The organism is Niallia sp. Sow4_A1 (genome assembly GCF_052116745.1).
Taxonomy (GTDB): Bacteria; Bacillota; Bacilli; order Bacillales; family Cytobacillaceae; genus Niallia; species Niallia hominis.
In genome coordinates this window covers 78,391-93,078 of the sequence record NZ_JBQKKM010000016.1, presented here as the reverse complement: position 1 = coordinate 93,078, position 14,688 = coordinate 78,391, and the positions used below count along the sequence as shown (strand labels likewise).

At 35.2% G+C, this 14,688-nt stretch carries 13 protein-coding genes and 1 pseudogene; 13 read left to right on the top strand and 1 reads right to left on the bottom strand.

Features of this window, described 5'->3' with window-relative positions:
- The 10 genes and pseudogenes from ACTQ5K_RS11145 to ACTQ5K_RS11100 all read left to right on the top strand — a co-directional run.
- Window positions 1-190, top strand: a pseudogene (locus ACTQ5K_RS11145) (Crp/Fnr family transcriptional regulator); the annotation flags it as partial.
- A gap of 179 nt (window positions 191-369) precedes the next feature.
- Window positions 370-858, top strand: coding sequence for a hypothetical protein (locus tag ACTQ5K_RS11140; RefSeq protein ID WP_031539601.1), 489 nt, complete (start codon window positions 370-372; stop codon window positions 856-858).
- A 61-nt stretch (window positions 859-919) separates the two neighbouring features.
- Entirely contained in the window at window positions 920-1,597 is a 678-nt protein-coding gene (locus ACTQ5K_RS11135) for a DUF554 domain-containing protein (protein WP_048719175.1), read from the top strand.
- Between the two features lie 64 nt (window positions 1,598-1,661).
- Window positions 1,662-2,129 carry a pyridoxamine 5'-phosphate oxidase family protein gene (locus ACTQ5K_RS11130; RefSeq protein WP_048719178.1) on the top strand — a complete coding sequence of 156 codons (468 nt, stop codon included), beginning with the start codon at window positions 1,662-1,664 and terminating at the stop codon, window positions 2,127-2,129.
- 210 nt (window positions 2,130-2,339) lie between these two features.
- Window positions 2,340-3,452 (top strand): ABC transporter ATP-binding protein, encoded by a 1,113-nt coding sequence (locus tag ACTQ5K_RS11125; protein WP_109769431.1) that lies wholly within the window; start codon window positions 2,340-2,342, stop codon window positions 3,450-3,452.
- Window positions 3,449-4,387: a carbohydrate ABC transporter permease gene (locus ACTQ5K_RS11120; RefSeq protein ID WP_048719180.1), complete on the top strand. Its 939-nt coding sequence runs from the start codon at window positions 3,449-3,451 to the stop codon at window positions 4,385-4,387. The genes ACTQ5K_RS11125 and ACTQ5K_RS11120 overlap by 4 nt, the downstream gene beginning before the upstream one ends.
- Window positions 4,384-5,202 carry a carbohydrate ABC transporter permease gene (locus tag ACTQ5K_RS11115; RefSeq protein WP_048719182.1) on the top strand — a complete coding sequence of 273 codons (819 nt, stop codon included), beginning with the start codon at window positions 4,384-4,386 and terminating at the stop codon, window positions 5,200-5,202. The genes ACTQ5K_RS11120 and ACTQ5K_RS11115 overlap by 4 nt, the downstream gene beginning before the upstream one ends.
- 46 nt (window positions 5,203-5,248) lie before the next feature.
- Complete coding sequence (locus ACTQ5K_RS11110; protein WP_235252400.1) at window positions 5,249-6,589, top strand: ABC transporter substrate-binding protein; 1,341 nt, start codon at window positions 5,249-5,251, stop codon at window positions 6,587-6,589.
- Between the two features lie 81 nt (window positions 6,590-6,670).
- Window positions 6,671-7,432, top strand: coding sequence for a glycerophosphodiester phosphodiesterase (locus tag ACTQ5K_RS11105; RefSeq protein ID WP_048719186.1), 762 nt, complete (start codon window positions 6,671-6,673; stop codon window positions 7,430-7,432).
- A complete protein-coding gene (locus ACTQ5K_RS11100) occupies window positions 7,425-8,267 on the top strand; it encodes a glycerophosphodiester phosphodiesterase (protein WP_053094389.1) in 843 nt (280 codons plus the stop codon). Before ACTQ5K_RS11105 ends, ACTQ5K_RS11100 begins: the two co-directional genes overlap by 8 nt.
- A gap of 221 nt (window positions 8,268-8,488) precedes the next feature.
- On the opposite strand, the gene ACTQ5K_RS11095 is transcribed toward ACTQ5K_RS11100, so the two are convergent.
- Complete coding sequence (locus ACTQ5K_RS11095; protein WP_048719188.1) at window positions 8,489-9,733, bottom strand: helix-turn-helix domain-containing protein; 1,245 nt, start codon at window positions 9,731-9,733, stop codon at window positions 8,489-8,491.
- A gap of 120 nt (window positions 9,734-9,853) precedes the next feature.
- Between ACTQ5K_RS11095 and ACTQ5K_RS11090 the strand changes: the two genes are divergently transcribed.
- The 3 genes from ACTQ5K_RS11090 to ACTQ5K_RS11080 all read left to right on the top strand — a co-directional run bounded on the left by ACTQ5K_RS11090 (window position 9,854) and on the right by ACTQ5K_RS11080 (window position 14,675).
- The gene (locus ACTQ5K_RS11090; protein ID WP_349205172.1) at window positions 9,854-11,146 is read left to right on the top strand and encodes an MFS transporter; all 1,293 of its coding nucleotides are present in this window, start codon (window positions 9,854-9,856) and stop codon (window positions 11,144-11,146) included.
- Window positions 11,147-11,535: 389 nt separating this feature from the next.
- Entirely contained in the window at window positions 11,536-13,902 is a 2,367-nt protein-coding gene (locus tag ACTQ5K_RS11085) for a polyprenyl synthetase family protein (RefSeq protein WP_349205171.1), read from the top strand.
- 38 nt (window positions 13,903-13,940) lie between these two features.
- Complete coding sequence (locus tag ACTQ5K_RS11080) at window positions 13,941-14,675, top strand: MBL fold metallo-hydrolase (RefSeq protein ID WP_349205170.1); 735 nt, start codon at window positions 13,941-13,943, stop codon at window positions 14,673-14,675.
- The last annotated feature ends 13 nt before the right edge of the window (window positions 14,676-14,688 follow it).

Genomic DNA, 14,688 nt, shown 5'->3' with positions numbered 1-14,688 from the left:
GAACTTTGCCTTCTTATTTAGTGGAACAGTAAGCACAAATGGACAAATGATTCTATTAGCAATATTCGTTATCGTAGCAGGTGCAAACGCAGGTAAATTTGGTCTAGACCGTTATGCAATGCCATATATCAAAAAGCAATGGAACAATAGAAGAAATAATAAGCAAAAAAAAGAAACTGCAATTGCATAATTAGTTGATATAAAACACTTCAATTTGGAGCGAGAAATGGCTTGCTAACTGACAACAGTTTTGGCAAGCCATTTTTAGGTTTATAGAGTTTCTTTAATATCAAGTCACGAAATTTCAGTAAAAAAAGCTGGATAATTTAGAGCATAACGCAAATGCTATCAGGTAAGGAGGTGTCTATTTTGCTTATATCTCTACTAAGATTAACATTTGCGTTATCATGGCTAACCTTATATTTTATGCCTAAAAAAGCGGTGAAACGGTATATTCCTTCTGCGACGATGTCCGCATTACTCGTTATGATCACCGTGTTTATTGGTAGTCATTATAAATCTTGGAAGGTAAAGGGCGGAAATAAAACACGTATTTACAATATTTTGTCTGTTATTTTGGGTCCCTTTTCAGTAGGAACGATTTGGGTTTTATATTTTACTTTTCGAAAGTTTTGGATATATATATTAGCTAATTTTGTTCAGAACTTTATTTATGCTTTTCCTATCCTAACTTTTTTAAAAAAGGTCGGTTTTATCAAATATGTCCGTTTTACTCGTATCCATCATTTATATGCATCGATGTCGTATGCTCTCATTATTTATTTCTTTCAGTTGTATTTAGAGAAAGGAACATCATCCGAGATAACTTCGTTTGATAAAAAAATACCCAAAATGTAGGCGGATAGGATAAAATGACTTTATATAATTCTATCTATTATAAAGTCGAGGAGAAAAGAAATTGATTGGGACATTATTTAACTGCTTCATGATTATTGCAGGTAGTACGATTGGAAGTTTTTTGAAAAAGGGGATTAAATTGGAGTATCAAGATATTCTGATGCAGGCGATGGGGCTTGCTGCAACTGCTCTTGGGATTCATTCTATTGTTCAAAATATGCCTGACAGTAAGTATCCTGTTCTATTTATTGTGAGCCTTGCAATTGGAGGCCTGATTGGGGAAAAGCTAGACATTGAAAACTCCTTTAAACGTATTGTGTCGAAATTTTCAAAAGGTAATTTAGCAGAAGGATTATCGACGGCAATTCTACTATTTTGTGCGGGAACTTTGTCCATACTTGGTCCAATTGAAAGTGCTTTAAGAGGAAATCATACATATCTTTTTACAAATGCAATTTTAGATGGGGTTACGTCGGTTGTGTTAGCTTCTACCTTTGGTTTCGGAATTGCGGCATCCGCTCTCGTTTTATTTTTATGGCAAGGCTTTTTTTATATGACAGCAGGCCTACTTGCAAACTTTCTAACACCAGATTTATTAGCTGAAATATCGATTATTGGCGGAATCCTTATTCTAAGTTCAGGCCTAAGTATATTAGGTATTAAAAATTTTAAGACATTAAATCTGTTGCCATCGTTATTAATTCCAGCAATTTGGTATATTATGCTGAAACTAGTATAGATTCTTTCTCACATTTGATTAAAAGTTTCATTTATGGGGAATATACCAATCAGAGGTGATAATAATGCAAAAAGAACTTGAAACATTAAGAGACTTAATAAAAGATGTGGATACTGCAATGCTTACTACAATCTCTGAAGAAGGTCTTGTATCTCGTCCAATGAAAACGCAAGAAGTAGAATTTGATGGAGACTTATGGTTTCTGACAAAGAAGGATACGGAAAAGTATGAAGAGATTTTGCATGAAAATGAAGTGAATGTCGCCTACGCAGGAAAATCCTATGTTTCTATCAGAGGAAGAGCTGAACTCGTTGATGATCTTGCTAAGAAGAAAGAGTTATGGAGTAATGCCTATGAAAAAATCTTGCAGACTTCATACGATGATCCTAATATCGTATTAATTAAAGTAAAGGCTGAATCAGCAGAATATTGGGATACAGGAAGCTTTACGAAAAATGTCGTTTTCATCTATAAGCGGATCACTGGTCAAGAAGCAGAAGACACAGACATAAATGAAACATTGGAATTATAAAAAAGCTTAGAGTTTTCAGCTCTAAGCTTTTTTTGTGCTCTCTTTATCTTATCTTGATTTAAGAATATTTAAAATATGTAAACTGTGTAAAAGAAAATTGAAGTTTGTCAAACAACCATTATGTGTTTGTTAATGATTGGTAAATTTGGTTTTCAACATGAATTTGTATGTTTAAATAGGGATGTAATTCAAATGGGGAGGGATTAGTTAGTGGTAGCAGTAGAAATGAAGGACATTTCTAAATCATATGATAAGCAGAAATCCGTTATTGATCAGATTAGTCTTTCGATAGAAGAAGGGGAATTTTTTGTCCTTGTAGGACCGTCTGGCTCTGGAAAAAGTACATTACTGCGAATGATTGCAGGCCTAGAAGAAATTTCAGGTGGGGTACTAAAGATGAATAATCAAGTTGTCAATCACCTGCCGCCAAAGGATCGTAATTTATCGATGGTCTTTCAAAATTATGCATTATATCCACATTTAACGGTGGAGCAAAATATTCTTTTCGGCTTACACGCCAAAAAAGTAGACAAGATGGAACAACAAAGAAGACTGCAAGAAACGGTAGAGATGATGGGATTAACGGAGTTATTAAAACGAAAGCCAAAGGAATTGTCAGGTGGCCAAAGACAACGTGTTGCACTAGCAAGGTCTGTTGTAAGTGAAGCTCCTATTTGTTTAATGGATGAGCCCCTTTCAAACTTAGATGCAAAGCTCCGTGCACATATGCGAATAGAAATCCGCCGCTTGCAAAAGAAGCTTGGTTTAACAATGATTTATGTTACCCATGATCAAGTAGAGGCAATGACAATGGGGGATCGCATTATGGTACTAAATGATGGGAAAATTCAGCAAATAGGCGAACCCATTACTTTATATAATCAGCCTGCTAATTTATTTGTTGCATCCTTTATTGGTTCACCAAAAATTAATTTAAGCAAAGCAAAACTGATTGATCAAAAATTGGTTCTTGAGAATGGTCTGCAAATTACGATGGACAAAGAGGATACTCTCCCATTATTATCTCAGCCGAATCTTACAATGGGGATTCGAGCAGAACATATTTTCCCAGGGACGGCTGAACAAACAAGCCATACTTTAGAAGTAGTGAATGTAGAGCAGCTTGGGAATGAAACGCTATTAACCTTTGAAGTGGGAAAAGAACTGTGGACAGCGAAATGGTTAGGTCAATGGAGAATTCAAGTTGGAGATCAAGTACCGGTTCAGTTGTCTTCTAAGAATATTTGTTTTTTTAATTCTGAATCAGGAGCATTAATTCGCCCAGCAGTTGCTATGAAAGAACAAGAGGTTGTTGGACTATGAGTGAAATCGCATATCAACAGGAAGTACAGCATTCTGTCGACTTTCTAAAGGAAAAAAAGAAGCAGCGTTTACAACATTTGTTCAAAGGGATGCTATTTCTATTCCCTTCTATTCTATTATTTAGTGTCTTCTTATTTTATCCATTGGGGAAAACGATTTATTTGAGTTTTTTCTTAACAGATAATCGTGGGGATCCCACCGTATTTGTTGGCATGGAAAATTATCTGGAAATTTTTAAATCGCCGATCTTCTTGCAAAGCTTAAAATCAACTTTGTTATTTGCCTTATATACTGTTCCAGGAAGCATTATCGTCAGTTTGTTTCTGGCTATCCTTGCAAATGAGAAGCTTCGTGGTATCGGTGTTTTTCGAACAGTATTTTCCTCTTCGATGGGGATATCTGTTGCGGCTGCTTCTGTGTTTTGGATGTTCTTATTTCACCCTACGATTGGGTGGCTGAATACCATCGTAAAAGCATTCGGATTTGAGCCTATTGGCTGGCTTACTGATCCAAATTGGGCGCTCTTTTCCGTTTCTGTATCCACGATTTGGATGAATGTTGGCTTTACATTCTTGATTTTATTAGGTGGTTTGCAATCGATCGATTCCTACTTATATGAAAGTGCTGATATTGATGGGGCAGGCTACTTTTATAAGTTAAGACGAATTACGATTCCAATGCTGTCGCCAACCTTATTTTTTGTATTGACTGTAACGTTGATTAATGCCTTTCAAACATTTGGCCAAGTAGATATGTTAACGAGAGGTGGACCGCAGAATGAGACAAATTTAATCGTTTATTCCATTTATCAGGAGGCGTTTATGAACTACCAATATGGAACAGCGAGCGCTCAAGCGATTATTCTTTTTGTGATTATTCTTGTTCTGACTATCATTCAATTTAAACTTGGAGAAAGGAAGGTTCATTATCAGTGACATTGCCCATTCATAGAAAAATTATCTTTTATTTATTATTAATTATTTCAGCACTGCTTATTTTCTCGCCAGCAATTATTGCATTTTTGATGAGCTTTATGTCCTCACAAGATATTATGACAGGAAAATTAATTCCGACAGGATTAACATTAGATAACTATTTAAAAGTATTTGAGCGTTTTCCGTTAATGCAATATTTGTTAAATAGTTTCATTGTATCCATCGTCATTATGATGGGGCAATTAATACTTGCTAGTTTAGCAGCATATGCATTTGTGTTTTTGGAATTTAAAGGAAGAGATTTTCTTTTCTTTATCTTTATTGCAACCATGATGGTGCCATTTGAAGCATCTATCATTCCAAACTTTCAAACGATAAGGAATCTTAACTGGCTTGATCATTATAATGGTTTGACGATTCCATTTTTCGCAACTGCCTTTGGAACTTTTCTCTTGCGGCAGAACTTCAAGCAGATTCCGAAAGAGTTGAAGGAGGCAAGCGAAATAGCAGGGATTGGAGACTTTAAATTTTATTTAACAGTTGTTCTACCTATGGCGAAAACAAGTTTGATTACGCTTGGAGTGTATGGGTTTGTAACGTCGTGGAATATGTATTTATGGCCGTTACTTGCGACAACAAATGATAGTGTGCGCACTGTGCAAATAGGTCTTAGACAGCTTCAGTCACAGGAACAATTAAATGAATGGGGCGTTATTATGGCAGGGGCAATTATTGTTGTTTTGCCAACGCTGATTCTATTGTTTTTGGGACAGAAAAAACTCCAGAAAGGGTTAACAGAAGGAGCTTTGAAATAATTTTTCAAGGAAAAAACTAATAGATAAATTAGGGAGTGTGCGGAAAATGACTAAAACGAAGCAGTTACTAAGCATGTTTATTCTATCATTGGTTTTATTAATGGTTGGATGTAGCAATAATACAGAATCATCTTCTAATAATGGAGAAGAAAAGGATGGTCCAACTACCGTTACTTTCTGGCATTCTATGGGAGGAGCAGCACAGGAAGCGTTAAATGCGATTGTGGATGAATACAATGGCTCTCAAGATAAGGTGAAAATAAATGCAGAATATCAAGGTACATATGATGAAGCATTAACGAAATTTCATACTGTTGCAGGAACAGAAAGTGCTCCAACAATGATGCAGGTTTTTGAAATTGGTACAAAGTCGATGATCAATAGTGGTTTTGTTGAACCAATTCAAACACTTGTTGATGAAGATGGGTATGATATGAGTGGCTTAGAAGAGAATATAACGAACTATTATAAAATTGATGACACTTTTTATTCTATGCCATTTAACTCTTCTACACCTGTTATGTACTACAATAAGGATGCCTTTAAGGCAGCGGGCTTAGATCCAGAGAAAGCACCAGCAACATTTGAAGAAGTTGAAGAAGCTGGAAAGGCAATCGTAAAGGCAAACCCTGAAATGAAAGGATTTGCGCTCCAAGCATATGGTTGGTTATATGAGCAATTATTAGCGAACCAAGGGGCTTTATTAATGAATAATGATAATGGTCGAACAGAAACACCAACAGAGATTGGCTTTACAGAGGAACAAGGGAAGTCTGTGTTTAATTGGGTTAAAAAGATGATTGATGATAAAACATTTGCTAACTATGGAACAAATGGAGATAACATGGTAGCAGGTTTCCTTGCAGGAGATGTTGCGATGTTTATGCAATCTTCTGCTAGTGCAAGAGATGTAATTGATAATGCACCATTTGAAGTAGGCGTTGCTTTTATTCCACACCCAGAAGCAGTAGAAAGACAAGGAGTAGTTATTGGTGGCGCTAGCCTTTGGATGATGAAAGACAAGAGTGACGAGGAGAAAAAGGCTGCTTGGGAATTTATGAAATACTTACAAACAAAAGAGGTACAAGCAAAATGGCATGTTGGAACAGGGTATTTTGCGATTAATCCAGATGCTTATAACGAACAAGTTGTAAAAGATGCTTATGAACAGATGCCACAATTAAAAGTAACTGTGGAGCAGTTACAATCGACTAAGTCTTCTTATGCTACGCAAGGTGCCTTAATGGATATGATTCCAGAAGGTCGCCGTATTAGTGAAACAGCACTTGAAACGGTTTATAACGGCGGAGATGTCGAGGAAACATATAGCACGATGGTGAAACAGTTAAATGAAGCAATTGAAAAAGCAAATCGAGCAAGAAAATAAGCTATAGGGAAAGACCAACATGATTAAATCATTTAATACTTGTTGGTCTGTTTCTTTCCATTATAAAGGAGGAGAAGGGACATGAATAGAACAAAAATATATGGACATAGAGGGGCAAAGGGTAGATATCCAGAAAATACACTACTTAGTTTCCAGCAAGCAATTTTACAAGGGGTAGATGGAATAGAGCTAGATGTTCATATGACAAAGGATGGCGAAATCGTCGTTATTCATGATGAATTTTTAAATCGGACAACAGATGGAACTGGCTTTGTACGGTCATATACATTAGAGGAAATAAAGGCATTTAGTGCAGGAAGTAAGTTTTCCTCCCTGCCTGATTTTGAAGAAAGCTGGTTATTAGAAAAAGTACCAACCTTAAAAGAAGTATTGCAATTGTTAGCTCCATACCCAATTGAACTAAATATAGAACTTAAAACCTATACATTTGAATACGAAGGTATTGAAGAAAAGACGATTGCTCTTGTGAACGAATACGGAAATGGGCGTAAGGTCGTGTATTCTTCCTTTCATTTGCCGACTTTATTAAGAATTAAGGCGATTGATCCATCTGCTTCGATTGCCTGGTTATTAAATCAAGTAATCTCTAATCCTCTTGATTACATAAAAAGCATAGAATTAGAGGCATTGCATCTTCATAAAGATATGGTAATCGATCATCTAAATGACTGGAAGGAATTAAAAGATCTAGTAAGAGTATGGACAGTAAATCAAGGGGACGAAATGGCTCAACTACTGGATGCAAAGGTGGAAGCAATTATTACGGACTATCCAGAACTAGCCATAGCCATGAGACAGGAAAGAGCTGTTCCTCTTGACTAAATACTGGATTGTGTTCATTCTCATTCCTTTCTTAACCCTATCTCTAACTTCTTGTGGTGACAATGCAGTATCTATCGTAGCCCAGCCTGGGATAGAAAAAGAGGACACTCCAAGAGTAATTGCACATAGAGGGGCAAATGAATGGTATAACGAAAGCACGATTACCGCTTATCAAATAGCTGCCCAATCAGGAGTAGATTCCCTTGAAATAGATTTAAGAATGACAAAGGATGGCGAATTAATCGCAATGCACGATGAAACCATTGACCGTACGACAAATGGGAAGGGAAAGGTCTCTGATTATACTTTAGAAGAGATAAAGACTTTTCAAACATTCAAATCGGATTATGGCAAAACCATTACGGAAGAAATTCCAACATTAAAGGAAATAATCGAGACCTTTCATGATTCCCAAAGGTATTATATTGAAACAAGACTTGTTAATGGAAAATTAGCAATGGAAGAAAAGCTTATTCAGTTGTTAGAGGAATACCAATTACTCGATAAAAACTTAGTGACCATTCAATCCTTTTCGGAAGAGAGTTTATTGAAAATTAAAGAAATGGCTCCACATACAGAACTAGCTCTTCTTTTTAGAAAAGGATCTTTTTCACTGAATGAAGCAAGTGGGGTTGAGTTTCCTATTATAGGAATCGAATCTACAGATGTTACGCAGAAAGTGGTAAAGGAATTACATAAGCAGGGAAAAGAAGTTCACGTGTATTTTACGAATAAGAAAACACAAAAAGAGGAACAAGAACGAGTATTGGAATATGAAGTGGATGGCTATTTCACGGATTATATTCATTTTACGAAAGAGATTTTAGCGATATAGGTGGGAAAAGAGGGTGTAAAGAATTGCACTCGTTTTTCTTTTTTGTAACAAGAAAACCGTTGACTCTAACATCTTTGGTTATTGATGTGATATAGGCATCTCTTGTCTCTATGGGGATATTCGGATTTATCATTAGACATTTTATGGCGGTTTGCTGACCAAAATGGATAAGCGGTATAAGGAATTTTCTCGCTAATGAGAAAATTCCTTATGTTAGTATGTTAATTGGAAAAGATACTTTCATAGGTTTCTATGCACAATTTTCGAAAAATGGAATTCGGAAGAGGCAAGAAATTTTCATACGCGATTTTAGCATGCTCCCTTGCCTTATCCATATTATTAAGCTCTTTATAGCAAAGGGCAATATAGGTATCTTTAATATAATAGATTCCAAAATCTACTGGATGGTTTAAATAATCTGGCACAGTGACGGCTAATAAAATTTTTAGTGATTTTTCATATTCATGTACATAGTAAAATGCTTTCCCTTTTTGGAGAATGTTCCAATTATCTCCAGTTGCTATCTGCTCTTCTTCATTATATTCCACATATTTATCGATAATGGGCATGATTTTATCGTATTTGCCTTTTATATTTATTAAATATTCGACAAATAAAACATCACATAATTCTATATAATTTTCATCTTCTAAAAATTCACCAAATTGTTTTAGTTTATTTAAATAATGACTAAACTTTTTCTCTTCTGATCCTAATAAAGCTTCAAAAGCAGCTAGTTTATATATATCATCTGTTTTAAAATATATTTTTTCTTTTTTAGAGTAATCTAGAGCCCTTTCGATTGCTTGAACAGTTCCCTGTGAATCACCAATTGCTGAATAGAAAGCTGCTTCATGATAATCCAAGTTTACTTTTGTCATAGGATCAATTTTATAATGCGAATTTTCTAGAAAATGTCGTTCTTCTAAAAATGTTTGAAGAGCTTCTTTATAACGATGCTCTAAAAAAATGGTAATTGCCTTGAAAATACCAACTTCTGCATGGTTGGCAGTGAGATTAAGTGTATCATATATCGTTGCAGCCTTTTTAGCGTAAATTTCCCACTGATTATCATATAGGCAAAATAGGCAATGACTATAAATTTCTAATAAACGAGCAGCTTCATAGCTATCATTCATAATATGAATATATGGTTGAATAAGATGAATAATTTTTTTGCAAGTTTCAATTGTTTCTTTTTTATTTCGAAAATAAATTTTAAATCCCTCATGTAATTTTTCGGTTTGATCGAGCATGTTTCTAATTTCAGTAGAACTGACCTTGTCTACTAATTCAGAAATAGTTACATTAAGTCTCTCGGCAATATACTCAAGACTCTCCATAGAAGGTTTGGCTTTATTATTCTCAATCTGGCTGAGCATGCCTTTTGTTAATCGATTACCAGCTAATGCCTCTAAGGTCATTTTCTTTTGTTTTCGTAATGCACGTATTCGTTCTCCTAGCATAAATGGTACACTCCTTATTTCGATAGTTTAATTATATTAAACTTTTTCTTGAAAGGGAAGTTTTTGTGTGATATCATTTGTTTAATTAAATTAAACTTTTTAAAAAAGGATGGGGTTTCGTTGGATGAAAATCAGTTACAAAAGAGAGCCACATATCACTTGTGGACATTTGTTAGTAGTAAATTAATTGCAACAGCTGGATCACAAATATACACATTTGCTATTAGTTTGTATATTTTGCATTTGACTGGTTCTTCGATGAGTTTTGCCGTGAATATACTATGTAATATCTTACCTAGAACAATCGTTGCTCCTTTTGCTGGGTCCATCATTGATAGGTATCCTCGTAAAATAATTGCTATTACGGCTCAAACGGTTACGACCATTTCAATAGGCGCATTACTACTTTATAGCATCACGATGGGATTATCTTTACTTGCTATTTATACAACATCCTGTATCCTGTCCATTACCTCTATGTTTGCCAGCAATGCTTTTACTTCATCATTAACCGGATTAATTGATGAAACTCGCATTCAGAAAGCATCTTCTTTAAATCAAATTGCTATTTCCATTGCGCAAATCGCAAGTCCGGCTATTGGTGGTATATTATTTGGCTTAGTGTCTATGTCCGTGTTTTTAACGATCTATCTTATCGCTTCTTTGATGGCTGTTATACTCGATTCCACCATGAATTTTACCCTTTTTGAAAAAGAACGGGAGCATCAAGAGAAGAAAGAATCGGTTTTTGAAAGTTTAAAAGGGGGCATAAGCTATGTCAACCATCAACCATTATTAAAGGTGATGATTATCCTTTGCTTAATTGTAAATTTTATTTTTACAGCATTTAATGTTGGTTTTCCATTTATCGTTAATACGAAATTACACATGCCATCCATACAATTTGGAATTGTGGAAGGGGCTTTTGCTGTAGGAACTCTTTTACTTTCTGTATACTTGACTTTAGGAAAGGAATTTAAACATCCGTTTTCTGTTAGTAAAAGGGGAATACTTTCTTCAAGTTTATTAATGATAGCTGCAGCGGTTCCTATTATTATTTCATTATCACCCACAACAATATTTATTTACTACATGGTTGTCATGTTCTTATTTGGCGCAACGAATATTTTGATAAATATTCCGATTATGGTACTCTTGCAAAAACAAATTGCTAATGAATATAAAGGTAGAGTTTTTACCATAATAGAGACTTTTGCTATGGCGATGATGCCAATAGGTACATTGTTGTTTGGTTTTCTATATGATTACGTGCCAGCACAATGGATTCTCCTTATATCAGGATGTCTGACCATTATTTCCGTATTAATTCTTGCAAGGCCATCTGTAATGGAAAAAGCAAATGCATCGAAGTCAAATGCATCGATTGCTAAAGAGAAAGCTACTTCCGTTTGAAGAATCTAGAAAAGTACCATTTGTTACTTTAATGAAGAAAAGCAACTAGAAAAGGTAACAGAGAGGGCATCTCAGTGCCCCAAAAGAAGAAAAACACTGGTCAAAGGTAACAGAGAACGGATCTCTATGTCCCGAAAAAAGGTAACAGAATAGTGACTTTATGTAATAAAGTAATTCTGAACATCCCCCAAGCTTGCAACAATTAACAAAAAATAAATTACAAGAAAATATATCAACCTATAAACTCTCCTTCTATAAAGGGAGAGTTTTTCTAATGAAAAAATATAGATTAATAGGAGATAATGAACATTCTAGTTATAATAAAGAAGATAACCGATTATATTAGATTAATTAAATGAACTTAAAGGTAAAGCAGAGGTAATGTTCTTATGGATAAAAAGTTAAAAGAGGCAATAAATGAAGAATATCGATCGGCAGAGCATAAGGCTGTCCGGTATTTTGAAGCCCTTCAAAATCAGTTAACGGATCAGTCTTATGTGTCAAGCCTAATAAATGACTTTCAAACTTGGAAGATAAACCATATTCATTCTCCTTCCATCTTAACCTATTTTTCCCGAAAAAAAAGAAAACCAACTGTAAAAGGGTATCGTCCCTATATAGAGTGGTTGAATTATGCAGGTAAATTAGATAATTATTTGAATAGAAGTATTTCGTATCTTTATATGCGTGATTTAGGAAAGACACTTTCATCACAACATACGCAAGAAAGAATTGACGAAGTAGTCAACAATGTGAAAACCCACTTATTAAAGAAAGATGCAAAGAATGACAATTTTAGTGTATCTAGTCTGTATAAACTTGCTAAAAAAGAAAAAGTTGAGCATACGATGATTTTTGTACTAGAAAAATTGAAACGAGTAACAGCTCATATCCCGAGTGGAATGAGTGTGGAACATGCCCAACGGAAAATCCTGAAAATCATTGCAGGAGTCTTAATGCATGAATTGGAAGAAAGACGAGGCATTGAGCTAGCAGACCAAGAACGTAAGTGTCGATTAGAAAAAGCGATAAAACTAGGTTTTTATTATGGAATAACGTATCCCTTAATTGATGATTTGCTAGATGCAAAAATTTTATCAAAGGATGAGGAAAAACAGTATGCTACTTTAATTCGAACTACATTAGAAACGGGAGAAGTACCGGCTTTAGACAGCTGGCATGGGGAAAATAAAGAGCTTATATTATTCATCCATAGTGAGCTTAAAGAGGCATTCGAATATATGAAGCTACAGCATGATGATAGAACATGGAAATTGTTTTTAAAACAAGCGTATATCTTTTTTCATTCACAAGAGGTTGATAGGGAAAAAAAGTTAACCAATAGTACCTATTCTAATGAAGAAATTTATATTCCAGTAATCCTTAAATCTTCCGCTTCCAGACAGATTGTCCGGTCGTTAATGAATGCTCCTGAGGATGAAGGTTATGATAAACGAACCTTTTATTATGGTATCTATAATCAGCTAGCAGATGATTTGGCGGATATGTTTGATGATAAAAAAGACGGGGCTGTAACTCCTTATACGTATTATCTAACCTATCACACAACTAGAAAAGATTTAATAAATCCATTTGAAATGTATTGGACAGTCATTTCCTATTTAATTCATGATGTCTATCAAGCGGATTTCAAAACAAAGGAAGTCATTTTGGATCGGGCAATTAATGGGTTAAAGCGGTTAAAGGAAAAATTAGGCGAACAGAAATATAGTGATTTAATGGGGATATTCACAAAAAGAATGTCTACCTTTAATCGAATCCTACAGCAAATGGTTGAAAAGGCAGATGATGTTGACTTTTTTGATAAGCTGCTTCGTGACCATATGATTACCACCTTAAAAGAAAATAGAAGAGAACAAGAAGAGTTTTCTGAAATGATTCAATCCATCCGTTCACCTATTGATAAGATGCTGCCAATCACAGAAAATGCGCTGCTTGAGAAGGATATCGTGACCGAAGCAGCAAATTACAGTCTTGCTGGTAATGGAAAAAGAATCAGACCGATTATTACATGGTTTATGGGGGTAAAAGAATTCGAGCTGGATAATGCCCAAATCGTTCCATTATTGAAATCGGTAGAATATATGCATACAGCTTCTCTTATTTTTGACGATTTACCATCACAGGATAATGCGGCGATGAGAAGAGGAAGACCGACTTTACATGAAGTGTATGATACGGCAACAGCAGAATTAACGGGGCTATTTCTTACACAGAAAGCGATTGAGGAACAAGCTACTTTACAAGCCTTTGAAGGATCGATTATATTAAAACTTATTGGATATACAACGAAAGCTACTGCTGATATGTGTAAAGGGCAGTTGATGGACTTAGAATCCAGAGGGAAACAATTAACTCTACAAGAACTGAATACCCTTTGTTTTTATAAAACAGGTATCGGATTTGAGGCATCGCTTCTTATGCCTGCAATCTTAGCTGGTGTTTCAAATGAAGTGATGGATTTATTGAAGAAGTATGCTTACCATGCTGGGATTGCTTTTCAAATAAAGGACGATTTACTAGATGTAGAAGGAGAGCAAAAAACGTTAGGAAAGAAATCTGGAATGGACAAAGATAATGATACCTCTACATTTGTGACCGTTTTAGGTTTGGAAGGTGCTCGTAAGGAAATGTGGGAGCATTATTGTATGGCATTAGATTTAGTAGAATTGTTACCAAAGAAAACCAACTTTTTAAAGTTCTTGGTAGATTATATGATTAACCGAACTAGGTAATAATGGATGATGATACTTCATAGGGAGGAGAATTCACAATGAAAATTACTTTTTTAGGAAAATATGGCGGTTACCCTGGGAAGGAAAGTGCTACCTCTGCCTTTTTATTAGAATCTGCGGAATTTCATTTATTGGTAGATTGTGGGAGTGGTGTGTTGTCGAAGGTGCAGTCATATGTGGACTTACAGGATTTAGATGCGTGTATCCTTTCCCATTATCACCATGATCATATCGCTGATGTCGGCTGTCTCCAATATGCGATGTTAGTGGAGAATAAACTTGGAAAACGAATCGAGCCTTTCCCAATCTATGGCCACAAAAGAGACTCTAAATTTGATGAACTAACCCATGATGTCTATACCGAAGGACGGGAAATTTCTGTTGATCAATCGATTACCATTGGACCATTCAATATATCCTTTTGTGAAACGACTCATCCAGTATATTGCTTGGCAATGAAAATCCAAGCAAATCGAAAGACCATTCTTTACACGGCAGACACAGAGTGGAAGGATGACCTAATTCCTTTTGCGAAGAATGCAGATATTTTAATAAGTGAAGCTAGTATTTATAAAGACCAATTTGGAATCGTTAAAGGGCATCTTACAGGAGAAGAAGCCGGAAAACTAGCAAAACAAGCGGGGGTAAAACAGCTCTTTTTGACCCATCTTCCCCATTATGGTGATCAAGAAAAGCTAGTAGAAGAAGCAAAAGATGTATATAGTGGTCCTGTTCAATTGGTCTATCCAGGTTTAGAGATAGATGTAAAGTAATTAAAAAAGTGTT